23 protein-coding genes and 2 pseudogenes are annotated in these 25,007 nt (G+C 47.6%); 24 read left to right on the top strand and 1 reads right to left on the bottom strand.

The window, feature by feature from the left end; translation table 11 throughout:
* The first annotated feature begins 188 nt into the window (after positions 1-188).
* From map to JCM10914_RS16645, 15 genes and pseudogenes are all read left to right on the top strand, one after another.
* Positions 189-938 (top strand): type I methionyl aminopeptidase, encoded by a 750-nt coding sequence (map, locus tag JCM10914_RS16575; protein ID WP_023963082.1) that lies wholly within the window; start codon positions 189-191, stop codon positions 936-938.
* 434 nt (positions 939-1,372) lie between these two features.
* Positions 1,373-2,422: a cytochrome c oxidase subunit II gene (gene coxB / locus JCM10914_RS16580; RefSeq protein ID WP_023963083.1), complete on the top strand. Its 1,050-nt coding sequence runs from the start codon at positions 1,373-1,375 to the stop codon at positions 2,420-2,422.
* A gap of 83 nt (positions 2,423-2,505) precedes the next feature.
* Entirely contained in the window at positions 2,506-4,353 is a 1,848-nt protein-coding gene (ctaD, locus tag JCM10914_RS16585; RefSeq protein WP_052019851.1) for a cytochrome c oxidase subunit I, read from the top strand.
* Positions 4,350-4,970 carry a cytochrome (ubi)quinol oxidase subunit III gene (locus JCM10914_RS16590; RefSeq protein ID WP_023963086.1) on the top strand — a complete coding sequence of 207 codons (621 nt, stop codon included), beginning with the start codon at positions 4,350-4,352 and terminating at the stop codon, positions 4,968-4,970. Before ctaD ends, JCM10914_RS16590 begins: the two co-directional genes overlap by 4 nt.
* A 3-nt stretch (positions 4,971-4,973) precedes the next feature.
* On the top strand, positions 4,974-5,297 hold the full coding sequence (locus tag JCM10914_RS16595; protein WP_036718645.1) for a cytochrome C oxidase subunit IV family protein: 324 nt from the start codon (positions 4,974-4,976) through the stop codon (positions 5,295-5,297).
* A gap of 100 nt (positions 5,298-5,397) precedes the next feature.
* On the top strand, positions 5,398-6,303 hold the full coding sequence (gene ctaG, locus JCM10914_RS16600; protein WP_023963088.1) for a cytochrome c oxidase assembly factor CtaG: 906 nt from the start codon (positions 5,398-5,400) through the stop codon (positions 6,301-6,303).
* A gap of 27 nt (positions 6,304-6,330) precedes the next feature.
* Positions 6,331-6,795, top strand: coding sequence for a DUF420 domain-containing protein (locus JCM10914_RS16605; RefSeq protein WP_023963089.1), 465 nt, complete (start codon positions 6,331-6,333; stop codon positions 6,793-6,795).
* A gap of 255 nt (positions 6,796-7,050) precedes the next feature.
* Complete coding sequence (locus tag JCM10914_RS16610) at positions 7,051-7,374, top strand: YbjQ family protein (RefSeq protein ID WP_023963090.1); 324 nt, start codon at positions 7,051-7,053, stop codon at positions 7,372-7,374.
* Complete coding sequence (locus JCM10914_RS16615; protein WP_036718649.1) at positions 7,371-7,622, top strand: hypothetical protein; 252 nt, start codon at positions 7,371-7,373, stop codon at positions 7,620-7,622. The genes JCM10914_RS16610 and JCM10914_RS16615 overlap by 4 nt, the downstream gene beginning before the upstream one ends.
* A 303-nt stretch (positions 7,623-7,925) precedes the next feature.
* Positions 7,926-8,645: a hypothetical protein gene (locus JCM10914_RS16620; protein ID WP_023963091.1), complete on the top strand. Its 720-nt coding sequence runs from the start codon at positions 7,926-7,928 to the stop codon at positions 8,643-8,645.
* 75 nt (positions 8,646-8,720) lie between these two features.
* Positions 8,721-9,122: a GntR family transcriptional regulator gene (locus JCM10914_RS16625; protein WP_023963092.1), complete on the top strand. Its 402-nt coding sequence runs from the start codon at positions 8,721-8,723 to the stop codon at positions 9,120-9,122.
* Positions 9,123-9,127: 5 nt separating this feature from the next.
* Positions 9,128-10,029, top strand: a pseudogene (locus JCM10914_RS16630) (ABC transporter ATP-binding protein).
* An 18-nt stretch (positions 10,030-10,047) separates the two neighbouring features.
* Positions 10,048-10,950: an ABC transporter ATP-binding protein gene (locus JCM10914_RS16635; protein ID WP_023963094.1), complete on the top strand. Its 903-nt coding sequence runs from the start codon at positions 10,048-10,050 to the stop codon at positions 10,948-10,950.
* Positions 10,943-12,250, top strand: coding sequence for an ABC transporter permease (locus JCM10914_RS16640; protein ID WP_023963095.1), 1,308 nt, complete (start codon positions 10,943-10,945; stop codon positions 12,248-12,250). The genes JCM10914_RS16635 and JCM10914_RS16640 overlap by 8 nt, the downstream gene beginning before the upstream one ends.
* A gap of 29 nt (positions 12,251-12,279) precedes the next feature.
* Positions 12,280-12,768, top strand: coding sequence for a small multi-drug export protein (locus JCM10914_RS16645; protein ID WP_023963096.1), 489 nt, complete (start codon positions 12,280-12,282; stop codon positions 12,766-12,768).
* 348 nt (positions 12,769-13,116) lie between these two features.
* Here JCM10914_RS16645 and JCM10914_RS16650 read toward each other — a convergent pair whose 3' ends face one another.
* A complete protein-coding gene (locus JCM10914_RS16650; RefSeq protein WP_231638684.1) occupies positions 13,117-15,240 on the bottom strand; it encodes an alpha-galactosidase in 2,124 nt (707 codons plus the stop codon).
* Positions 15,241-15,558: 318 nt separating this feature from the next.
* Here JCM10914_RS16650 and JCM10914_RS16655 point away from each other — a divergent pair, with 318 nt between their 5' ends.
* From JCM10914_RS16655 to JCM10914_RS16690, 9 genes and pseudogenes are all read left to right on the top strand, one after another.
* Positions 15,559-16,440: a LacI family DNA-binding transcriptional regulator gene (locus JCM10914_RS16655; RefSeq protein ID WP_023963098.1), complete on the top strand. Its 882-nt coding sequence runs from the start codon at positions 15,559-15,561 to the stop codon at positions 16,438-16,440.
* Complete coding sequence (locus JCM10914_RS31430) at positions 16,437-16,583, top strand: hypothetical protein (protein WP_269433901.1); 147 nt, start codon at positions 16,437-16,439, stop codon at positions 16,581-16,583. The genes JCM10914_RS16655 and JCM10914_RS31430 overlap by 4 nt, the downstream gene beginning before the upstream one ends.
* Before the next feature lie 72 nt (positions 16,584-16,655).
* Positions 16,656-18,062, top strand: a complete 1,407-nt coding sequence (locus JCM10914_RS16660; RefSeq protein WP_023963099.1) for an ABC transporter substrate-binding protein — start codon at positions 16,656-16,658, stop codon at positions 18,060-18,062.
* Positions 18,063-18,337: 275 nt separating this feature from the next.
* Positions 18,338-18,820 (top strand): extracellular solute-binding protein family 1, encoded by a 483-nt coding sequence (locus JCM10914_RS16665; protein WP_023963100.1) that lies wholly within the window; start codon positions 18,338-18,340, stop codon positions 18,818-18,820.
* Positions 18,817-21,063, top strand: coding sequence for an extracellular solute-binding protein (locus JCM10914_RS16670; protein WP_023963101.1), 2,247 nt, complete (start codon positions 18,817-18,819; stop codon positions 21,061-21,063). Before JCM10914_RS16665 ends, JCM10914_RS16670 begins: the two co-directional genes overlap by 4 nt.
* Positions 21,064-21,134: 71 nt before the next feature.
* Entirely contained in the window at positions 21,135-22,049 is a 915-nt protein-coding gene (locus JCM10914_RS16675; RefSeq protein ID WP_052019853.1) for a carbohydrate ABC transporter permease, read from the top strand.
* A gap of 5 nt (positions 22,050-22,054) precedes the next feature.
* A pseudogene (locus JCM10914_RS16680) lies at positions 22,055-22,923 on the top strand (carbohydrate ABC transporter permease).
* A gap of 18 nt (positions 22,924-22,941) precedes the next feature.
* A complete protein-coding gene (locus JCM10914_RS16685; RefSeq protein WP_052019844.1) occupies positions 22,942-24,390 on the top strand; it encodes a tetratricopeptide repeat protein in 1,449 nt (482 codons plus the stop codon).
* Positions 24,380-25,000 (top strand): Yip1 family protein, encoded by a 621-nt coding sequence (locus JCM10914_RS16690; protein WP_023963110.1) that lies wholly within the window; start codon positions 24,380-24,382, stop codon positions 24,998-25,000. The genes JCM10914_RS16685 and JCM10914_RS16690 overlap by 11 nt, the downstream gene beginning before the upstream one ends.
* Positions 25,001-25,007: the final 7 nt, after the last annotated feature.

Raw genomic sequence — 25,007 nt, forward strand, 5'->3', positions numbered from 1 at the left:
TTAATCCTGTTCATCATTAATGATATGAACCATCTTAGATAATATGGTTAAACACCGTTTTCGGGTACTCCCCGGAAGCGGTTTTTTTAATGTAGGGATCGTCGCGTTTTGGGCGCTCATGCAGGGTATTTTCAAATCCTCTCACATATATTAGTAGCAGACGGTAAGGGTGAGGGGGCTTAGCAGGCATGAGAACTCAGCTCAAACGAACAGAAGAAATCGGCTACATTCGAGAGGCGGGAAACATCCTGGCTACATGTCATCGAGAAATCGCCAAGAAGATCAAACCGGGGATAACAACGATGCAAATTGATGCCCTGGTAGAACGTTTTCTGGAAAAGAAAGGCGCCACGCCGGAGCAAAAAGGGTATAAGGGATTTCCATTCGCCACATGCGCATCGGTCAATGATATCGTCTGTCACGGATTCCCGAATGATCGTCCCCTCAAGGAAGGGGATATCGTTACGATTGATATGGTCGTCAACCGGAACGGGTGGCTGGCGGATTCTGGTTGGACGTATGCTGTCGGGAATGTCTCGCCAGAGGTAGCCGGATTCATGAAGCATACCCGCGAAGCTTTATTCAAGGGGATTGCGGCAGCACAGCTTGGCGCGTCACTGGGGGATATCGGTCATGCGATTGAACAGGTGGCTGAACGCGAGGGGTATGGCATTGTCAGGCCGCTTGTCGGGCATGGAATAGGACGTGCGATTCATGAGCCTCCAGATGTGCCGAATTATGGTATTGCTGGCAAAGGGCCGAAGCTGAAGGAAGGGATGGTCATCACGATTGAGCCGGTGTTCACTCTTGGAAGCTCGGGAGCGGTTTATTGGGGCGACGACGGCTGGACCATCTCGAGCGCGGACGGTTCAATCGGTGCCCAGTATGAACATACGATTGCAATTACCAAGAACGGACCTGTAATTTTGACGGATTAAGATTTAGAAAAATATCGCATAATAATAGGAGATATATTCTCTGGAAAAGGTCAGGGAAGGATATCTCCTATTTTGAGCTGAGCGAGTATTGGATGTACAAGCAGAATGCTGGCCGATTCAAAATAGCGGAATTGACTGTATATATAGCGTAGAACCACGGTTAAACACAGGTTGTGAATATTGTCGAATGATGGAATGCGCGGTTGCAAATAGACTTTGAAAGCGATTGCAAAATCAATAACGGCGCGACTTTGACGACTTTTCGAACAATTTGTGAACTGCCTGTGAATGATTGACAAAAGCAACCCATGAACTTATATTTAATAAGTGATTGCTTTAATTGACAGGATTATTTCATCCGTGATTGTGCAGGTAGATTACCTCTGATTGCGCCGGATGGTAGTCTACGAAAATCGGAAAAGTGGGGTAGATCAATGATGAAACGGTGGCAGGCTGTAAAGCGTCTTCTTCCTTTAATGGCCATGTTTGCTTTGGTGTTATCCGGCTGCGGCCGAGAGGATCTGTCGGTCATGAGGCCACAAGGTCCGGTAGCACAAGGTCAACTGGATTTAATTAAGCTCTCCATTTCGATTATGATCGTCGTAATGGTTGTGGTATTTGCAATTGCCGCTTACGTGCTTGTTAAGTTCCGCAGAAGAAAGGGAAACAATGAAATTCCTGAGCAAGTAGAAGGTAACCATAAGCTGGAGATCATCTGGACAGCGATTCCGTTGCTCCTCGTACTCGTGCTTGCAGTTCCTACTATTCAAAAGGTATTTGCTTATGGTGAAAGTGACTGGAATAATCCAGACGCTCTGAAGGTGGAAGTAACTTCGCATCAATTCTGGTGGGAGTTCTATTATCCAGACCAAGATGTGAGAACGGGTCAAGAGCTGATCATTCCGGTAGGCAAGAAAATATCGTTCCAATTGAAAACAAATGATGTACTTCACTCCTTCTGGGTACCATCGCTTGGCGGTAAAATGGATACCAATGCAGAGGGCAGCGTCAACTACTTGACATTAGTTGCTGACAAAGCGGATACATACATTGGTAAATGCGCCGAGCTCTGCGGACAATCGCACGGATTCATGGAATTCCGGGTGAAAGCAGTGGATGATGCAACGTTTGACCGATGGGTAACAGCAATGAAAGCGCCTGCTGTACTTCCTGCGGATAATGCCCTTGCTGAGAAGTTCAAGACCAACTGTCTCTCTTGCCACGCTGTAGGCGATCAGGGCGGAAGTGCGGGTCCTAACCTGACGGGTATGGGATCGCGTGAGACTGTAGCGAGTATCTTGCTGAACGATATAAGCGGCAAACCAGGAACGAAGCCAGTTAAGGACAACATGATTGAATGGCTGATGGAGCCACAGGCTGTAAAACCTGGAAACACGATGCCAAATCCGAAGGATCTTGGTTTCAGTGACGAGGAAATCGAGCAACTTGCCGATTACTTAGCCAATTATAAGTTGGATTATTAATACAGCAAGAACTTTAAAAGGGGGTACAAACCTTGGCTCATGCTCATGCTAATAGCCATAGCGTCAAACGCTATTCAGGGATCATGGATTGGTTAACAACCGTGGACCATAAGAAGATCGGGATATTATACCTGATAGCGGGCGGCTTCTTCTTCGGGATCGGTGGTATTGAAGCGATACTGATTCGTCTTCAACTGATTAAACCGATGAACGACTTGGTATCGGCTCAAGTATTTAATGAATTGATTACAATGCATGGAACCACGATGATCTTCCTGGGCGTCATGCCGATCATCTTCGCACTGATGAATGCGGTAGTTCCATTGCAGATCGGGGCGCGCGACGTTGCGTTCCCGTTCCTGAACTCACTTGGATTTTGGACATTTTTATTCGGTGGATTGTTGCTTAACCTGAGCTGGATTATGGGTGGAGCACCTGATGCAGGATGGACATCCTATCCGCCGCTGTCTTCTAATGAATATTCGCCTACGCACGGCGTCGACTTCTACACGATCGGCTTGCAGATAGCCGGTATTGGTACGTTGATCGGGGGGATTAACTTCCTGGCAACGATCATTACCATGCGTGCACCAGGTATGTCGTTCATGAGAATGCCGATGTTTACATGGACCGTGTTCATCACTTCGGCTATGATCCTGTTCGCATTCCCTGCGATTACGGTAGGTCTGGTATTGCTAAGTTTTGACCGACTGCTCGGAGCGAATTTCTTCGATGTAGCATCCGGCGGTAATCCCGTATTGTGGCAGCATATTTTCTGGATTTTCGGTCACCCTGAAGTATATATTCTGATCCTGCCGGCGTTCGGTATCATTTCAGAAGTTATCCCGGCATTCTCGCGTAAACGTCTGTTTGGATATAGTTCCATGGTGTTCGCAACCATCCTGATCGCCTTCTTGGGCTTCATGGTTTGGGCTCACCACATGTTTACGACAGGACTTGGCCCGGTAGCGAATGCGCTCTTCTCCATCGCAACGATGCTGATCGCGGTTCCTACGGGTATCAAAATCTTTAACTGGCTCTTTACGATGTGGGGCGGTCAGATCCGCTTTACGAGTGCGAATCTGTACGCCATCGGTTTCATTCCAACCTTCGTTATGGGTGGCGTAACCGGCGTTATGCTGGCATCTGCTCCGGCAGACTTCCAGTTCCATGACACGTACTTCGTTGTCGCTCACTTCCACTACGTTATCGTAGGCGGTCTGGTGTTCGGTCTGTTCTCAGGTCTCCACTACTGGTGGCCAAAAATGTTCGGCCGGATTCTGGATGAGAAGTTGGGTAAATTGACGTTCTGGCTATTCGCTATCGGATTCCATCTGACGTTCTTTGTACAGCATTTCCTGGGACTCCTAGGTATGCAGCGACGGATTGTATCCTATCTGCCGAATCAGAATTTCGATGAATTGAACTTTATCAGTACCATCGGTGCGCTATTGATGGGTGTCGGCGTATTGCTGTTCCTGGCAAACGTGATTATGACTACCAGAAAACCTTCGGGCGTAGCAGCAGATCCTTGGGAAGATGGTCGTACATTGGAGTGGAGCATTCCTTCACCTCCGCCAGAGTACAACTTTAAGCAAATTCCGCTGGTTCGCGGTCTTGATGCTTACTGGAAAGAGAAGATGGCAGGTAATAAAGAGATGACGCCTTCCGAACCGGTAGGACCGATTCATATGCCGTCGCCAACGATCATTCCGTTCATTATGTCGGTAGGCTTGTTCATTGCCGGTCTTGGATTTATGTTCAGTACGGATGATTTCTCAAATGCGTTTATGGGCTTTATCTTCAATAAGTATATCGTCATGAGTGTCGGTCTTCTGATTACGTTCGCGGCTATGATCGCACGCTCCTTGAACGATGACCCTGGATATCACATTGAAGTCGAAGAACTTGAAGGGGAGGGGAAAGCATGAGCCACGCAGAGCATGTAAACGGCGAACTTCCTCACGAGCCGGAAAAAGCAACGCTTGAAGGCCGTAATAAAGTTCTTGGCTTCTGGTTATTTCTTGGCGGCGAGGCTGTACTCTTCGGTACATTGTTCGCATCATTTCTCGCGCTGAGAAATCAGACGAATGAAGGACCGAGTGGAATGGAGTTGTTCTCACTGCCGATCACGGCAGTGGCAACCCTCATCCTGCTTGTCAGTTCTTTGACCAGTGTATTCGCCATTCAGGCGATGCATCGCCATAACGTTGAGAAGTTGAAGTTGTGGTTGATCGTTACCGTTATTCTCGGTCTTGGATTCTTGGGATTAGAGATTTACGAGTTCTATGAGTATATCGCGCACTCTGCCTTCGATATGAAGACAAGTGCATTCTCATCTGCATTCTACACGCTTGTAGGATTCCACGGTGCGCACGTTGCTTTCGGGGTTGTATGGATTTCAATTCTGATCGCTCAATTGTACAAAAAAGGCTTAACTGTAGTTACTGCACCTAAAGTCTATGTGTCTGCTATGTACTGGCACTTTATCGACGTTGTCTGGGTGTTCATCTTCTCGGTCGTATACCTTCTTGGAAAGGTGGGCTAAGGAATGACAGCAAATCAACAATCTAATGAGGGCCCTGTGGTTAAACGCCGCCACCGTGTGGAAGGTCCCGAGAAACATATTGTCGTATTTATCTTTTCCATCGTACTGACTGCTATCGCCTTTGCTGCAGTTGCGGCAGGCGGCATCAATACAGCGTTTACCATCATCATCTTGCTGGTTATGGCTGTGCTTCAAGTATTCGTACAGATGGGTTACTGGATGCACTTGAAAGATAAGGGGCATCTGATGCCAATCCTGTTCATGATCGGTGGGTTCTTCGTAGCAAGTACCTGCATCATCATGGCACTGTTCTGGGTTTGGTGGTAAAATGAAAAAGAGGAGGGCTTTATAGCCCCCTCTTTTTTTAAATCGTAGGTCGCTGTCACAATTTCGACAGAATTTAACCCGTAATGGGGAGGTTTTTTGAATGCTGGGCTTAGAGTATTTCGAGTTTGCAGATAAATGGAGTCCCATGTTTCTGGCGTTTATGCTACTTGTCACTGCCGGGTATTTCTTAATAACGGGTCCGCTTAGCGAGCGATTCCAAGGAAGTGCTCATGTATCCGCTGGACGAAAGACGCTGTTTGTGGCCGGTATGCTTACGCTGTATATCGCGCAAGGCGGTCCCATTAACTTGCTGGGACACATGATGTTCTCGTTCCATATGGTCAGCATGGCCATGTCTTATCTGGTCGCCGTGCCTCTGCTGATGTTGGGCATACCTGTATGGCTGTGGCGTTCGTTAGACAGGGTAAATCCATTTAAGAAGCTTGGCTTTCTTGTTCACCCCATCGTGTCAGCGGTTGTGTTCAACGGTTTATTTTCGTTCTATCATATACCTGTGATCCATGATTTTGTCATGCTTAATTTCTGGGTACACCGTCTGTATTATCTTATCTTATTCATCACGTCTGCCTTGATGTGGTGGTCGATTCTGAGCCCGATTCCTGAGAAGGACAAGACGACAGGGCTTGCCAAGATGGGTTACATCTTCATGAACATGGTGCTGCTTACACCAGCTTGTGCGTTAATTATTTTCTCCGCTCAACCGATGTACGCCACCTACAGTGACCCTGTGGTATGGGCTCAAGCGATGGGATATTGCATATCGGGAGATACTTCATTCCTGCTTACGGAATTCGGAGGGCCCGAGTTCTTTGGTTATTTGGAGCCGACGATTGATCAACGCGTAGGCGGGATTATTATGAAGTTCTTCCAAGAGATCATTTTTGCCTCCATGTTGGCTTACGTCTTCTTCCACTGGTATAAGCGGGAGAATAAGGAAGATGATCCTATGCCGACGGAGTTGCCAGGCAAATTGAATCAAGCTTAATCTGGATTATTGTTAAGGGGGTTCCACATGGATTGGTATTTTATCTTCCCTACGGTTAGCACCACCTTTATTGTGATCAGTGCCATACTGGTCGCCATCGGTTGGGGTTTGATTATAAAAGGGAAGCGCGAGGCTCATAAGAAGGTCATGATCTGGGCTGCGATCGCGGCGATCATCTTCTTCATCATTTACTCTTCACGCACGATTTTTGTAGGTAACACCACATGGGGCGGTCCGGATGATCTGAAGATGTATTATCAAGTATTCCTGATCTTCCACATCGTGCTGGCTACGGTCGCAGCGGTATTTGGCATTACGACACTTACACTTGGCTTCAAGGAAAAGTACGCCAAGCACCGGAAGTGGGGTAGAACCACGGCGGTGATCTGGTTTTTCACCGCCATCACAGGCGTAGCGGTATATACGTTGCTATATCTGCTCTATCCGGGTGGTCATACCGAACCGGTGTGGAGAGTTATACTTGGATTATAATGGGGACACCCGTCAGCGAAGTCTGGCGGGTGTTTTTGCTTGTGATGCAGCTTATTTGATAGTTTGTGGGATGGTTGGGGGATTGTAGCTGCTCCGGTCGCTGTTGAAACCTCCGAAGGATCCATTTTTGTGTTGAGTTTTTAATGGCTTACGAGACCATACTAAAGTAAAATTAATAAGAATGAGCACGTGGACACAGCATGTTTTATTCACGCATTAAGAAACATCAGTTGAATAATAGAAGAGGGGATTCAAGTGATCATCGTAACGACAGAACATATTTCAGGGTATGAAGTGACAGAGGTGTTAGGGGCTACCTTTGGCGTAGTTGTAAGGGCAAGAGGGTTAGGTGGAGATATTATGGCTTCCCTGAAGGGGCTTGTTGGCGGAGAGGTCAAGCAGTACACGCAAATGATCGAGGATGCGCGTCGTCAAGCGCTGGACCGAATGGTACAGAATGCGCATGAGATGGGCGCGAATGCCATCATCATGATGCGTTTTGACAGCGGCGACGTGGGGAGCAACATGAGCGAGATTGTCGCATACGGCACAGCGGTCAAAGTGCAGCGGCTTCAATGAGTACAGCCTTAGGATGGGTAGTTGGTTACTATGGACTTTGCATTATTGCCTTTCTCGTGATTCTCTGGATTAGCATAAAATACTACGATCAAAGGTATCGCCGTCGAAAGAAGGATGATCAGCGTAACACGATGCTGGCCCCTGAGTTTGTTCCAACAGCGGAGGTATTCATCGATCCGAAGGATGGCAAGAAGTATCGCGTTTATTATAATGAGCGGACCGGGGAAAGGGAGTATGTGGAGCAATAGGGCATTGTATAAGGGACTAAGTTTTGGAGCAAGCCATAGAATATCATGGGCGTGCGCTGGCATCTGTGATCGTTGTGAACGATCATGGCCAGGCACGTCTTTTTTGATGGTGAAGTATCTGGCAGTAGCAAGATACCGGTGGTTCATATATTTTTAAAACACTATTGACACTGTTTATACACACACTATATACTGTATATAAAGATATACACAGTAATCACAGTAATCACAGTAATCACAGTAATCACACTAAGCACAGTTATATAAATTGTATAGAAAGTTAGTTAGAAAGGGTGGTAGAGGTTGCAGTTATTCCATTATGCGATGAAGATCGTCAGGAAGGACTTAAGTGGAGATAAATTACAGTGGATATGGAATTTAATATTCATGACTTATATGGGATTTGCAGCCAGCACGGCTTTCAATGTGGATTGGGCCAACCCGGAGCGATCCGCAAAAGTTCTTGATTTCCTGATGGTGATAGTGGCACCGATGCTCGGTTTCATATTTAATCGAAGATCATTTCACTACATTAACAATGATACTTACACACGGATGTTGGTATTCTACCGAACGATCCCTGTACCAGCGGCAGCGATATTCGCCAGTCGAATGATCTTGGCCGTTACGGCTTTTGCTATCAATTCGGTTATTTTCTTCACAATCGTGTACTTGCTCGCCCCACAATTGCGAAGCAGTGTGGAACTTACAAGTTATGTGGCTGTCGCATTCAGTTGGATTGGAATTGGATTATTCTTAACCGGATTTTATGTTTATTGGGAGAATATGGTGAATGGCAAGGCGTACTTGAGAAATTACACCATCCTTACGGTCATCGTGGTAGCAAGTTGCTTTGCGCTTAGCCTGGCTGGTTATAGCACGAGTCAATTTATCGTTGATGCTGCTATGAAGTGGCATTTGTTATCTCCAGTGATGTGGGGATTATTGATTCTCGGACTCGTTTTTCTGGCGCTTATGTGCCATTTCACATATCGACGACAGCAAAGCAGGGACTTGTCATGAACAGGTTAGAGCAATACCGGAATCCGGTTCTTCACAAGCCAGTCCGAACGATGATACAAAGCGAGGTGATTTACGGTGCGAATTCCGATTCAGATCAACGAAAATAGTGCGGAGCCACTGTATCACCAGATTGAATCACAGCTACGCTCGCTGATCATCAGCGGTCAGATTGAGGAGGGGACCTTGTTGCCATCGATCAGAGAATTTGCCGGAAACCTGAATTGCAGCGTCATTACCGTTCGCCGGGTATATCAAGATCTTGAGGGTGAGGGTTTACTTCGAACCAGACAAGGTACGGGAACGTTTGTAGCCGGTGTGGGAGATCTAGCGCGCGAGCAATACAAGCGGGATGCGGTGGTGGATGCGCTTCGGACGGCTGTAGATAAAGGACTTGCCGTTCAGGTAAGCGAGGAAGAGTTAACGGTCTTGTTCATGGAAGTGATACGAGAGAAATATAAATCGCAGGGAGGTCTTTAATCATCATGGAACCATCCGTTATTGAATTTCGTAATGTTCATAAACGCCGACGAACCAAGACGATCGGGCCGATCAACCTGACCTTACCTCAAGGTTACATTATCGCGCTGGTTGGCCCCAATGGTTCCGGCAAAAGCACCCTGCTGAACATGATGATGCAGATCGTGCAACCGGATGAAGGAGAGGTTGCCTGGTTCGGAAATGCCTATCCGAAGGAGCTTCCGGTCGCCATTCGGCAGAACATGGGGTTTGTGCCGGAGCAGCTTAGCACGGAGGAATTGCAGATGACCGTGGAAGCGGCGGCAGCTTTCCGGGCCCAGTGGTACGATAAGTGGGACGGATATTTTTTTGATGAATTGTTGTCTAGATTCGATGTTCCGCGAGGTTTAAGGCTCAACAAAATGTCAAAGGGGGAACGGCGTAAGTTCGAGATTGCGGCAGCGCTAGCCCCCAGGCCCAAGCTTCTCATCTTGGATGAACCATCTTCCGGATTGGACCCATTTGCATGGAAGCTGTTGATTGAGCAGTTACACAAAATCATGAAGTCAATGGATACGACGATTATACTCTCCACCCATGTGGTGGATGAGATCAGACGATTGGCTGACTATGTGGTGCTTATACATCATGGGAAGCTGCTCGGCATGGTCGAGAAAGACTCGCTATTGGATAACTGGAAGGAATGCTGGATTCAAGGAGACGCTTCGATCGTGAATGAGCTTCCGGGAATTATCAGCAGTAAGCAGGAATCCGCGCACTCAATATCTTTTATAACTACCGAATGCTTGGAAGTAGAGAAAATTCTGGCGTCTGCGGGATACCATTTATCCAGACCCGTTCCTTGGAATTGGATGAAGTGCTTGGATTATGGATTGATGGACACATTCCTGCCGGTGTGCAGAACTAGGAGAGGAGTTTTTATATCATGCAACGATTGCAATTAGACAATGTAGTGAAAATTTATGGGGACAAACGAGCGGTAAATCAGATTTCGCTCCAAGTGGAGGAAGGCGAGATCTATGGATTGCTTGGCGCCAATGGTGCAGGTAAAACAACAACGATGCGGATGGTGCTGGGACTGATTTATCCAGATGAAGGGTCCATTCTATATAACGGCAAGCCGTATAACAAAGAACTCCGCCATATTATGGGGTACTTGCCTGAGGAACGAGGATTGTATCCGAAGATTAAGGTTAGCGAGCAGATTTCATATCTTGCCCAGTTGCGTGGGATGTCAGCAAAGGATGCCGACAAGAGCCTGAAATATTGGTTGGAGCGTTTTGAAGTACCGGATTATTACGATAAGAAAATTGAAGAGCTGTCCAAGGGTAATCAGCAAAAAATGGGCTTTATCGCCGCAGTCGTTCATAGACCGCAAATTTTGATCCTGGATGAGGCGTTCAGCGGCCTGGATCCGGTAAACGTGGAATTGCTCAAGTCTACAGTCAAAGAATTGCGTGATAGTGGAACGAGCATCCTGTTCTCCACGCACCGCATGGAGCACGTCGAGGAACTGTGTAAGAACATAACGATCCTGCATCGTTCGAATACGGTTGTCAAGGGCAATCTGAAGGAAGTGAAGTCCAGATATCCGCGCGAAGAGGTTGTGCTGGGCACCTCCAACGATGTGCAGGGCCTGGATTCGATCGCAGGTGTTACCTCTGTTCAACGTACGGAGGATGGCTATTCCATACGTATCTCTGACGTGGAGGTTGCTCAGCAAATTCTAAATGCGGCCATGTCGCAAAGCACCATTCATCGATTTGAAGTCAAAGAGCCGACACTCAACCAAATCTTCATAAAGGCGGTAGGTGAATCCAATGAATAATATGTGGACCGTAATTCGATTTACTTTTATGAACAAAGCAAGGACGAAATCCTTTCTGATCTCAACTTTGATTTTTGCGCTGATCATCACGATCGGGATTAATATTCCGTTTCTGATTCAAATGTTTATGGGGGATGACAGCAAATCTTCGGATGAACCAACCCGCATCGGTCTTGTATATCAGCAGGAGCAGGCGTTGGCAGAGCAATTAGAAACTAATTGGAACAGCCAACCGACAACCAATTACGAGTTGGTGAAGTATGAAACAGCTGATGAAACTGAATTGAATCAAGCCATTGAGAGTGGTGCCATTGAAGGATATGTACAGTTTGAAGCACAAGAAGGCGCGGCGTTCCCTGCTGTCATCTACAGCTCCGAAAATGACGTCATTCAGCCTGAGCTGCAGGCTGGTTTGCAAGCAGCCCTCCAATCTTTGAAGATTCGTAGTGTGTTAGAGGGAGTAGAACTGACCGATGCCCAGGTGAATGAGCTGAATACACCGGTGCAAATTAATGCGCGCAGCATCGATCCATCGGATACTGGTGCTGACAACGGACCTGTGACAGAAGCAGAAGCTGCATCCACCGTCGCCAATTACATCGTAGTGTATGCGTTAATCATTCTCTTCTTCTTTACCTTGATGAGTACAGGAAATATGATTGCTTCCGAAGTAACCACCGAAAAGAGTTCCCGAATCATGGAGATTCTGATTACCAGCGTATCACCGCTGAGTCAAATGTTCGGTAAAGTCATCGGCATGTTCCTGCTCGGATTGTCGCAGATCCTCGTATTCGGTGTTGTCATTGGCGTCAATGTTATGCTGCCACACAATGTAGGCGCATTGCAGGATTTGAATTTGGACATTACAGCGGTTGATCCGATGTTATTGATCTTTGGTTTGATCTTCTACATCCTTGGTTACTTCTTGTATGCAGTCTTGTTCGCAGCGGTAGGTTCGATCGTGAGTCGGACCGAGGATCTGGGTCAAGCGGTTATGCCGATCACGATGCTGTCGCTGGTGGCATTCTATATTGCGATCTTTACGCTGGGCACACCAGATGCGACCATACTCAAAGTATCTTCTTACATTCCGTTCTTGTCGCCAACGACCATTCTAGTACGAATCGGAATCGGCGATGCACCGATGTGGGAAATACTGGCCTCGCTCGCCATCCTGATCGTATCCATCCTGATCTTCGGCTGGCTGGCAGCTAAAATCTATCGTACCGGTGTCCTGATGTACGGCAAACGTCCGACATTGAAGGAACTTAGAAAAGCTATGAAAGCTTATAAGATGTAAGGTTTGCGATATAGATAGGGGGAGTGCAGTTGTTTGAACAATTCTTAGAACAGATCAGAGATTCGAATCCGCTGTTTCAATTTATCGGGGTTATGATCGTCGCTATGGTTCCTTTTGTGGAAGGTTACTTCGCCGTGCCGGTGGGGATTGCCATTGGTTTTCCAGTGTTGTTGACGATCATTGCAGCTATTGTCGGCAACTGGTTATCCGTGATGGTCGCGATTCTGGCAAGTGACCGATTGAAGCAGTGGTTTCAAGGACGAAGAAAGAGTGACCAAAAGCAGGAGAAACAAAGTAAGCGAATGCAACGGGGGCAACAGTTGTTCCATAAATATGGAGTACCGGGGGTGTCTCTCATAGGTCCGCTGCTGATCGGCGGTCATCTTGCGGCCTTGATATGTATCGCAGCCGGAGCATCTAAACGATACGTGGTTATATGGCAAACCATTAGCATCGTTGTATGGTCTATCGTGATGGGAGTGCTAGTCTTGCTGGGGCTCAATCTTATTAAACCTTAATCATAATCGAGGGAGAAGCGGGCCTGTATTGGCGCGCTTCTTCTTTTTTTTGTCAACGGATATTAGGCATAGTCTCTATCCTACCCTTGATCGAGGCGTATATCACGCGGATGGGAATGTGAAGGAAGCGAAGTGAATAAGCTTATTGAAGGCAAGCCTGTTGCGATATTAGCGGGTCTGTTCGGGAATCAACGTAATGATCTTCTTATTATCGTATCGTAAAAATCAGCAATGTATAGTGAGCGGTATAGCAACAATTATCAACTGGCTAAAGTCTAAATAAGAAAAGAGAGGCCGCAGCCTCTCTACTATAGCATTTATCTGTTTCACTCAAACATGTTATAAAACTTACTTGACTTCCCTGATTTTCAGCAGCTTGCTGGCCAAATCCGCATGCAGATTGACATCGATCCCTCTGTTCATCAGGGCGCTGCCGCTAATCGGCTCCTCGATATCCGTAACCTTGTAGAGCGAGTCGCTCTTCAGGCCGCGCAGATAAATTCTTGGAGACGGGTTCTGGAACTTTTGCGGGTGCATTAGGGCGAACAGCACGGACTCGCTCTGATCATGAGTCACATACTGAACGGCTGTTGTATTGCCTTTTCTAGGTGACAGCAGGCGGTATTGATTGCCCTTCTGAACGATATGGCGGATCGATTTGTATTCCTCGATCAGCTGCGTGGATTCGGCAAGCTCCTCTTCGCTCCATTGCGTCAGGTTGCCGCCGATGCCAAGGGAGCCCATCATGGACGAGTGGAAACGGTAGGCAACGGGAGCCGGACGGTTCTTCACCCATTTGGCCGAATCTGCTACCCAGCACATCATCGTTTGCGCGTTGTAGGCGAGCGAATAGCCCTCCTGGATGAACAATCTTTCGTAAGGCTCCGTATTGTCGCTAGTCCAAACTTCGTCTGTCAGCCTCATAATGCCCAGGTCGATACGTGCGCCGCCGCCGGAGCAGGATTCGAAGGCAACCTTCGGATGCTTCGCACGGAGACGTGCAAGAATGTCGTACAGACCTTGCACATGGCGGACCCAGATCTCTTTTTGAATTGCTTGAGGTGCATCCGGCCAACCCGGCTCACTGAAGGAGCGGTTCATGTCCCATTTGATGAAATCAATGTTATTTTCACTTAATAGATCATCAAGCATCTTGAAGATGAACTCCTGAACCTCAGGCTTGCTGACGTTCAAGACACACTGGTTGCGGCTCTCCGTACGCGGACGATTCGGGAAATGATAGATCCAGTCCGGATTTTTCCTGTATAGATCGCTGTCCGGGTTGACCATCTCAGGCTCGACCCAGATGCCGAACCTCATGCCGAGCGATTCGACTTTATCGATCAGCGGCTTCAGGCCATTCGGGAATTTCACCGGGTTTACGGTCCAGTCGCCGAGACCGGCACGGTCGTGATGGCGCTCCCCAAACCAGCCGTCATCGACAACGAACAATTCGACACCGATAGCTGCCGCACGCTCTGCAAGCGCCATCTGGCCCTGCTCGGTTACGTCGAAATAAGTAGCCTCCCAGGAATTGTACAAGACAGGTCTTACTTGCTCTGCAATCGGCTTAGGCAGCACGTGGTTGCGCTGGTAGTCGTGGAAATTACGGCTCGCCTGGCCAAAGCCTAGGCGTGTATAGCCGCCTACGAAAGCCGGTGTCTGGAAGGACTTGCCTCCCTCAAGATGCCAAGCAAAATCGAAGTCATGAATGCCTCCGGAAACCTGAAGCAGCTTGAATGGGTTATATTCCACGGTAATTTTCCAGTTGCCGCTCCAGCCTAGCGCGCCGAACCATACTTCGCCTTGATCCTCATCGGCTGTTCCGCGGTCAATAGCAAACCAAGGATTGGCTTGAGCGCCCGTGTTGCCGCGCCTGCTTTCCAAGGTTTTCTTGCCTGGCGTAATTTCATCCTGATAAATTTGTGTCTCTTCGATCCACTTGCCCCCAAGATGGGTCAAGCGATAACGGTCGCCTCTTGGCGTATGCCAGGATCCAGAGAGCGCTTGCTCAAGTGTAATCGGAGTTGTGCCGGTATTTTCAATAACGGCATACCGTTCAATGACATCATGCTCAGGGAACAACCGGTAATGCAAATGAACAAATAGCGGATAAACGGTATCCTGTAATACGATGACAAGCTCATCTACTTGCTCGTTCTCAGTAATTTGATGCTCCTTATATACCAATCTGGTATCCCTTACGTGATCGGAAAACGTTGCTTTCAGGCAAGGCTCATAATAGTACATGCCGCCCCATGCTGGATATTCAGGCTGGGTAATACCGCCTGACGGCTCGAAGGAAGAGTGATAGATAGCTGTATTTACATCCGGCAGGTCAGATACAAAAGGAAGTTTTGAACCGAAATACAGGTGCTGCAACGTTCCGTTCTTATCTACCCCCAGACCGTAAGACACATTTTTGCCTTGAAGCAGCCATCGGGATGTTTGCTTATCAAACAATATTGCCAATCTGATTCGCCCCATCTCATTAATTTAGTGAATTTCACTTTAAGAGTATATGATATTTAAGTGAAAAAAGAAACGGATACTTAGGCAATACTGAATTTAACCTTGATAACAGGGTGTAAACAGGTAAAAATAAGGAGTTGTAAATTGTTATTGTCAAATGAAAGCGCTTTTGTTATGATGAAATTGCCAAAACGCAAACTATAGTATCACTGAAAATTCACTAAATGTTCTCGGAGGAAATTGCTCTGCTTTTGTCAAAGCCCCTAAAATAAACTAAAATATAACCGTATTTATTCAACTATAGACAGGGTGAAAAGCATGGCAACAATTCGTGATATTGCAAAGCTGGCGGGGGTATCCAACGTGACTGTTTCACGGGTATTGAACAAGGACAGCACGCTTTCCGTCTCCGATGAGACTAGGCAGCGTATCATATCCATTGCAGAGGAATTAAACTATAAAACACCGCGTAACCGCAAGGCATCAGGCAAGAAGGATTTATCGAGCATCAAGATTGGAACGGTCATGTTTCTGACGGAAGATCAGGAAGAGGTGGACACCTATTTTTTATCTATCCGGCAGGGCATTGAGAAGGAATGCATGAAGCTCGGTATCAGTTCCACCAATATTATTAGAATGTCCCTGCTCAGCAATCCGGAGATGGATTTTGGGGATGCAGACGGGCTAATATTCATTGACCGATCATTCGATTTTACGGTAGAGCAAGCGAAGCAGGTCAAGAATGTGGTGTTCGTAGACTATTCGCCTGATGTTGAAACCTTCGATTCGGTGGTCATTGATTTTGAACGTGTAACCAGGCTGGCGCTGGAGCATTTGGTCAGTCTTGGACATAGCAAAATTGGTTACATCGGAGGCTTTAGGACATACGGCAAGGATCAGCGGGAATATTATTTTGAGCGCTTGATGAAGGAAAAGGAACTTTACAATCCGGATTACATCTTCATAGGCGGATGGGGGACCCCTGAAGGCAACCGATTAATGAATGAAGCGATTGCGAAAGGAAATCTTCCAACGGCCTTCTTCATAGCCAGTGATCCGCTGGCAATCGGAGCTATCCATGCTCTGAAGGAAGCGGGCATTCGTGTTCCCGAAGATGTAGCTATAGTAGCTTTAATGATATTGCCATTTCCGAATTTACGAGCCCGCCGCTCACAACCATCCGGATCCAAGCAGAGATGATGGGCAGAATGGCTGTGACGCTGCTCATTGACCAGATGGAAGGAAGAGATATTCCGATTGAAGTGACAGTGCCTGCCAAGCTGATTGTGCGCAGCAGCTGCGGGTCCCAACTGGCTTCAACAAAGGAGGTGAGTCCTATGTAAGGTTGGTTTGATAAAGCTGAAAAATAAAGGGTCAAAAGTAATTAAAACTTAACGAGAGGTGCGTTTAAAAAAATGAATAAAATGAAAACGCTTTCAATTATTTTTTTGGTATTCGCATTCATTTTCTCTCTTGCTGCTTGCAGCAATTCGTCAAAAACAGAACCAACGAACAAAGGCAGCGATACTGTCACTGAAAGTAATGATAGCGCTGACAAAGGAAGTAATGTAAATAAACAGGAGGAAGATGATCCGGCTACTGAAGAAAAATACGATCTGGGCGGCAGAGAAATCAAAATTTCCCACTGGTGGGATGGCACCCCGAATCCGGAAACACCTGAAGGGGAGAACGCACTGGAGATTCAGAAAAGGGTAGAGGAGAAATATAACGTTAAGATCAAATACATAGCCCAGGACCTTTGGGAAACGGCTGAGAAGCTTTCCTCCACAGTAATGGCAGGAGAGCCTTATGCTGATATCGTTTTTACGGCTCACGTATTCCCTGAAGTCTTGATCAAAGGCGGATATGTCCTAGCTCTTGATGATTTCATGGACGTGAAGAAAGAAACTAAACTTTCCGATCTGATTATTAATTCGGGAAGCTACGGCACCGGAAAAACTTATGGCTTCCTGTCTGGCATTCCTCTGTTTGATCAGACTGGCCTGTTTTACAATAAGCGGATTTTCCAGGATGCTAACCTGCCAACGCCAACTGAGCTGCAGGAGCAAGGGAAATGGGACTGGGATGCGTTTGTTGATGCTGCTAAAAAGCTCACAATCAGCAAAAGCGGAAGCGGCAAAATTGATCAATGGGGCCTTACAGGATCGCAATTTGAAATCGCAAAACACTTGATTCACTCTAATGACGCCATGATTTATGATGAAACGGCTAAAAAAGTTACGCTCGATTCACCGAACGCAATTGAAGCTCTTGATATGCTGAACAAACTTTACAATGAGTACAAGGTTATTAAAAGGGATGAGGGCAACAGTTGGGAGGACCCTGCAAGGTACTTTAGAGAAGGTAAGGTTGCTATGTATCCGGGCGGTATGTGGGAAATTCCAAACCGTTTCCAAAACCAGATGGTAGATGAGTACGCTTTCGTACCATTTCCAAAAGGACCGAAAGCAAGCGACTTTATTATGGGTCAAACACAACTGCATGTTTATATGATTCCCAAGGGCGTTAAAGACCCTAAAATGGTTTATAAAATTTGGGAAGATCTGCAGGACATCGACCATGTTGATGAAAATAACCGCACATCTGCCGAGTCCAGCTTCACTGATGAAGCATCGGTAGAAAATGCGCTGAATACATTCAAAATTACGAAATTCGGGCGTTATGGCGCATTTGACTTCGAATCAAACGTGTGGGACCTGGTAAGAGATATTTCAGATTCCAAGGTTACGCCAGCTTCAGGCGTTGCCAAAGTGCTGCCAGCTATGCAGGCAAAAGTGGATAAAGTTTTAGAAAACGAGTGAAGGTGAGGGTTAGTCAAATTCTTGTCGGGGAGCTACTCAGAGATTTGGCTAACCTCCTACATACATTCAGTTAGACTAAAATTTTAAGCAAGGCAGGGGATAGTATTGAAAATGCCTAAGGTATTGCGCATTGGACTCATAGCAGTGGTCCTGTGCTCCCTCATCATTCCCTTGGAAAGCGGCTGGCCAAGGACCAGTTATGTAAAGGCGGAATCAAGCCAAAATGATGAGCCTTTCAGGTCGATACGGTTGAAGAAAACAGCTATGACAGCTATTTGAAAAAGTATCAGAATGCAGCGAGACCGGACAAGAAAATCGTCATTGAGGGCGGTTCTTATACTCATTCCGAGGGCATGCAGCCGAAAAAGGTCAATGAGGCAGGCGGCAGACAGGGCAATTTTGTGGAAACAGGCGATACTGGGTCGATCAGCTGGGATATCACGGTTCCGGAGGACGGATTGTACAACATGTCGATCTGTTATTACACCGTTGAAGGCAAGGCTTCATCGATTGAAAGGCTCCTACAAGTTGACGGTGAGTTGCCGTTCGCTGGGGCGAGAAGCTTTTTATTCCCGAGAATATGGATGAACGAGAAGGACAAGATTGAGCAGGATAACCGGGGAAATGATATCAGGCCCCGCCAGGTTGAGGTTTACGGATGGCAGGAGATGCCTTTCCGCGATTCTGAAGCTATTATGAAGAGCCGTATTCCTTTTATTTTTCGGCAGGCAAGCATACCATTACACTTGTTTCGTTGAAAGAGCCGGTTATTATTGACGCGATTGAAATTCGCCAGTTTGAGACGCTTCCTACATATGAGCAGTTGAAGCAGCAGTATAAGGACAAGGGACTGAAAGAAACAAGCGGCGAAATGGTCAAAATTCAGGGTGAAGATGCCATATACAAATCATCCCCAACGCTATATCCGATCACGGACCGTTCTAACCCGAATACCGAACCCCAATCGATCTCACAGATCCGCATTAATACAATAGGCGGAAATAACTGGAGAATGCCGGGGGACACCATAACGTGGAAAATCGATGTTCCGCAGGATGGGCTTTATAAAATAGCCCTTAAGAGCAGGCAGGAACTGCAGCGTGGTGTCTACTCAACCAGAACGCTATGGATAGACAATGAGATTCCATTCCGCGAATTGAGAGAAATTCCGTTTAATTATTCGCGCGACTGGCAGATGGTCACGATCGGCAATGATGACGAGCCTTACTTGTTCTATTTGACCAAGGGCACACACGAGCTGAAGCTTGAAGTCAGTCTCGGCTCGATAGCCCCGCTTATTCGTCAGGTGCAAGCAAGCATCTTGGAATTGAATGCGGTTTACCGGAAAGTATTGATGATTACAGGCGGAGTTCCTGACACATTCCGTGACTATAATCTGGATAAGAAAATTCCGGAAATGACAGAAGTATTCAGCAAGCAGAGCGAGATTCTGTATAAAGTATCCGATCAGTTGGTAGGAATCACCGGGGAAAAAAGCGACCGGGTCGCGATTCTGACCAAGATGGCTTACCAATTGCAGGACCTAGCTGCTAAGCCGGAGACGCTCCAGACCCGTCTGGATTCATTTGAAGTGAATGTCGGCGGCCTCGGTACCTGGATTTTGCAAGTAAGAGAGCAACCGCTTGAAATTGATTATTTGGTTGTGGCTTCACCCGACCAGAAGCTGCCGAGTGCGGACGCCTCCTTCTTGAGCAATGTTAAGCATGAGGTAAATATGCTGTTCAGCTCCTTCTTTGTCGATTACAACAGTATTGGTAATTCTAGTGAGAATGAGCGTTCCGTGACCGTCTGGATTGGAACCGGCCGTGACCAGGCACAGGTCGTCAAGGCGATGGCCGACGATTCATTCACCCAGCAGACGGGCATCAGCGTAGATCTGAAGCTGGTCAACCCAACCGTTCTCATGCCTGCGACATTATCCGGGCAGGGGCCTGATGTCGCCATGCAGATTGCTAACGATATTCCGGTTAACTACGGGATGCGGAAGGCGATTGTCGATTTGACTCAATTTAAGGATTTTAATGAGGTTGCATCACGGTTCCGTGACAGTGCGGTAACGCCTTATAAATTTCAAGGATCCGTATTCGCTCTGCCGGAGCAGCAGGTGTTCCCGATGCTGTTTTACCGCAAGGATATTATCGAGGAGTTGGGCTTGAAGGTGCCGCAAACCTGGGATGATGTCTATGAGGTCATTCCGGTGCTCAAGAAGCATCATCTGGATTTTGCGCTGCCGCTTGCCGAGACGAACGGCGTGTCAACCCTCGAACCAAGCAAGGCGTTCGCGATGATGCTATACCAGCAGAACGGTTCCTTCTATAAGGATGACGGGGAGAAGAGCAACCTGGATTCCGAGCAGTCGATGCAGGCCTTCAAGAAATGGACGGACTTCTTCGCCAATTACAAGCTTCCGCTTCAGTTCGACCTGATTACCCGCTTTAGAACAGGTGAAATTCCGATGGCAATTACGGATTATACCTTCTATAATACACTGTCTGTTTCGGCGCCGGAAATTCGTGGTCTCTGGGATTTTGTCACCGTACCGGGAATTCCGCAAGCGGACGGCACGATCCGGCGTGATGTCTCAAGTGGCGGCACTTCTGTCATTATGATGGACCAGTCGAAGGATAAGGAAGCCGCTTGGGAGTTTATGAAGTGGTGGACGAGTAAGGATACCCAGGTCCGCTTCGGCCGGGAAATGGAAGGTTTGATGGGGGCTGCGGCCCGCTATCCGACAGCGAACATCGAGGCGCTCAAGGAGCTGCCTTGGCCGAGCCAGGATTATCAGAACCTGGAGCAGCAATGGCATTGGGTACAGGGGATCCCGGAAGTTCCGGGCGGTTACTATACAGGACGGAACCTGGATAATGCATTCAGGGAGGTCATCAATAACAATACCCACCCGAGAGATGCGCTGTACGATTATGTGGAAGAAATCAACCGTGAGATTGAATTTAAACAAAAAGAAATCAATTTGAAATAGAGCTCGAGGTGACCGAATTGCAACAATCAGATGCATTACCCGCAAAAGTGAAGGGATCTTCGCAACAGACAATGCAGACAAAGCCGGGCAAATGGAAGCATATCAAGTTGGATTTCAAGCGCGACAAGCATCTCTACGTGCTAATCACCCCCTATATGCTGCTGTTCTTCATTTTTACTGTATTGCCGGTGGCGATCTCCATTCTGATCAGCCTGACCTATTTCAACTTGCTGGAATTCCCGCGATGGGCGGGCTGGTCGAACTATTCACGCCTGTTTTTGGATGATGACATCTTTCTGATCGCGCTCAAAAATACGTTGATTTTTGCTGTTGTCACAGGTCCGATCAGCTATGTGGCCTGTTTCATCTTCGCCTGGCTCATTAATGAGCTGCGGCCGAAGGTAAGGGCATTTATGACACTGGTCTTCTATGCCCCGTCCATCTCCGGGAACGTCTATTTCGTCTGGCAAATTATGTTCTCCGGCGATGCCTACGGGATCGTTAACGGCTTTCTAATGAAAACCGGATTTATTAATGAGCCGATTCTGTGGTTCCAAGATCCGAAATATACGCTGACCATCATTATAATCGTTCAATTGTGGCTCAGTCTGGGTACCAGTTTCCTGGCGTTCATTGCAGGTTTGCAGACCGTTGACAGAACGCTGTTCGAAGCCGGGGCAGTAGACGGGATCCGCAATCGCTGGCAGGAGCTGTGGTACATTACCCTGCCGTCGATGCGTCCGCAGCTCATGTTCGGGGCCGTGATCCAGATAACATCCTCCTTCGCGGTAGCGGATGTGGCGATGAACCTCGCCGGCTTCCCAAGTGTGCAGTACTCGGCGCATACGGTCGTCACGCATTTGATCGACTACGGTACGATTCGCTTTGAGATGGGCTATGCCTCTGCCATTGCGATGGTGTTATTCATTATGATGCTTGGCTCCAACTTGATTATCCAGAAGTTGCTCAGGAAGGTAGGTGACTAGGGTCCGTGAAGCTTGCATTTAGATTAAGCGGCGAAAAAAGAATCAACCGTTCCTGGCAAGTCGACCTCCTGCTGTTTCTGTTGCTTGGCCTGTTTGGGGCATTCATGGCGATTCCTTTGGTTTACATCATTAACAACGCTTTTAAACCACTGGATGAGCTGTTCCTGTTCCCGCCGAGAATTTTCGTGCGCAACCCGACGCTCAACAACTTCCCGGACTTGTTCCATCTGATGGCGAAGTCCTGGGTGCCATTTTCCCGCTATATTTTCAATACGGTGTTCATTACGCTGGCGGGAACGGTCGGACACGTTATTCTGGCTTCGGCGGCAGCTATCCGCTGGCGAAATACAAGTTCGGCGGCTCGAAGATGCTGTTTAGCATCGTCGTCTTGTCTTTGATGTTCTCTACGCAAGTGACAGCGATTCCGAATTACATCATCATGTCGTGGCTCGGATGGATCGATACGTATTGGGCGATTATTCTCCCGGCATTTGCTTATCCGCTGGGCCTGTACCTAATGAAGCAATTTATTGAGCAGATTCCGATGGCTCTGATCGAATCGGCCAAAATCGACGGGGCCAATGAATATCGCATCTTCTGGTCGATTGTAATGCCGCTTGTGAAGCCAGCCTGGTTTACGCTCATCATTCTACTGTTCCAGATGCTGTGGGCGACAGACGGCGGCAGCTTCATCTATAGCGAGGAGCTGAAGACGATGCACTTTGCCATGGGACAGATCATACAAGGCGGTATTGCCCGTGCAGGTGTGGCAGCAGCAGTAGCACTGCTGTTGATGATTGTTCCGGTGGTTTTGTTCGTCATTACCCAGAGCCAGATCATTCAGACGATGGCATCTTCCGGAATTAAGGAATAAGGCGGGAGGAGAGGTAAGTTGAAACTCATCAAGTCAATGTGTAAAGCAGCTTTAGTGCTCGCTTCGCTCACCTTGTTCGCATCCCCGCTTCAGGCGGCGCCCTATGAAGGATATTCGTATTACTACTGGGGGGATTCGTCGAGCACCCCGAATGCCTATTTACCGGATGGTGTTATCGACGGCGCGGAGCAAGGCGTGGGCAAGCTTAAAGGGCCGACAGATATGTTTGTAGCAAGCGACGGACTAGTCTATGTGCTGGATGCCGGCAACGGGCGGATCGTAGTCTTCGATCAGCAATGGAAGGCTATTCGACAAATCTATGGATTCAAGGATGGAGCGAAACAGGAGCAATTTGCTAACCCGCAAGGGATATTCGTAACAGACAAGGGCCGCATCTATATAGCCGATACCGATAACAGCAGGGTCATTGAGCTTGAGTCCGACGGGAAGCTCGTCAGGGTGATTGGTGCTCCAAAGTCCGAAGTCATCCTGGATGACTTCGAATACTTTCCAAGAAAAATTGCGGTGGATAAAGCCGGTCGCATTTACGTTATCGGTAGAGGTGTATTCGACGGCATTATGGAAATGGATTCCGATGGGAAATTCACCGGCTTCATGGGGACCAATAAAGTCTCCTTCAATTTCATGGATTACATCTGGAAACAGCTGTCCACGAAGGAGCAGCGCAATAAGCTGGCCCAGTTCGTGCCGCTTGAATTCAATAACCTGGATGTAGACGGGGAAAATTTCATCTTTACCACGACTGCAGAAGTTGGCTCTACTGTGCCGATTAAGCGGCTCAATCCAACCGGGGATGACGTACTCCGCCGTGAAGGATATATCCCTCCAATGGGTGACGCATATTCTCAAAATCCAGCGGCTAGCTCCATTCTTGTTGATATCAAGGTAGGCGAGAACGGGACCTACAGCGCGCTTGATTCCAGAAAAGGCCGCATCTTTACCTACAACGAGGACGGAAGTCTGATGTACATTTTCGGCCGGATGGGTGAGCAGGAAGGGACGTTCAAAACGCCTGTTGCGCTTGAGAGCAGAGGGGATCAGTTCTTCGTTCTGGACCAGGAGATGAACCGGATTACCATCTTCAAACCGACACGGTACGGCAAGCTGGTCAATGAAGCCAATGAGTTGCTCATCTCGGGCAAATATACGGAGGCGTCAAACAAGTGGAAGGAGCTCCTGACATTGAATGCGAATAATGAAATCGCTTACGTCGGGATTGGCAAAGCGTTGCTTCGCCAAGGAGAGAGCAAGTTGGCTATGGAAAACCTCCATCTTGGCTACGACAGGGTGTATTACTCCAAAGCTTTGGGCAAATACCGCAAGGAAATAGTACGGGAATATTTTGGAGTGGGCATGACTGGACTTGTCGTCTTGATTGCAACAATTTGGGGCATAAGCTTTCTAAAAAGACGGTTGAAAGGAAAGGTGAAGGCGAATGTTACGTGAGATGACCAAACATCCGTTTTATGTCCTGCTTCATCCGTTCCAAGGGTTCTGGGATTTAAAATATGAGAATAAAGGAAAGCTTCGGGTTGCGCTCGTGATTTTGTTGCTCTTGACGGTGTCGACGATTGTACTGCGTCAATTTGCAGGCTTTGTCGTCAACTTTAATTACCCCTATGATCTGAACAGCATTTATGAGTTGCAAAATATTGTACTGCCATTTTTCCTTTGGTGTGTTGCGAACTGGTCGCTGACAACGTTGATGGACGGGGAAGGGAAATTCAAGGAAATCGTGATGGCGAGCGGATATGCACTGCTGCCGCTCGTGCTGATTCGCTTCAGCAATACACTGATCAGCAATGTCATCACGCTGCGTGAGTCCGCATTTTACTATATGCTCGATACGATTGCGGTGCTGTGGTTTGTCTGGCTGCTGTTCATCGGTATCATGACGGTGCATCAGTACACGGTTACGAAGACGATCGTAACGATGCTGCTCACCATCCTGGTAATGGGCATCATCACGTTTCTGGGGCTCCTCTTCTTCAGTTTGTTGCAGGAAATGCTGGGCTTTGTGCTCTCAATCTATACCGAGATTTCATTGCGCATCTAGGAAAGGA

The sequence above is a fragment of the Paenibacillus sp. JCM 10914 genome (genome assembly GCF_001315105.1).
Lineage (GTDB): Bacteria > Bacillota > Bacilli > Paenibacillales > Paenibacillaceae > Paenibacillus_AQ.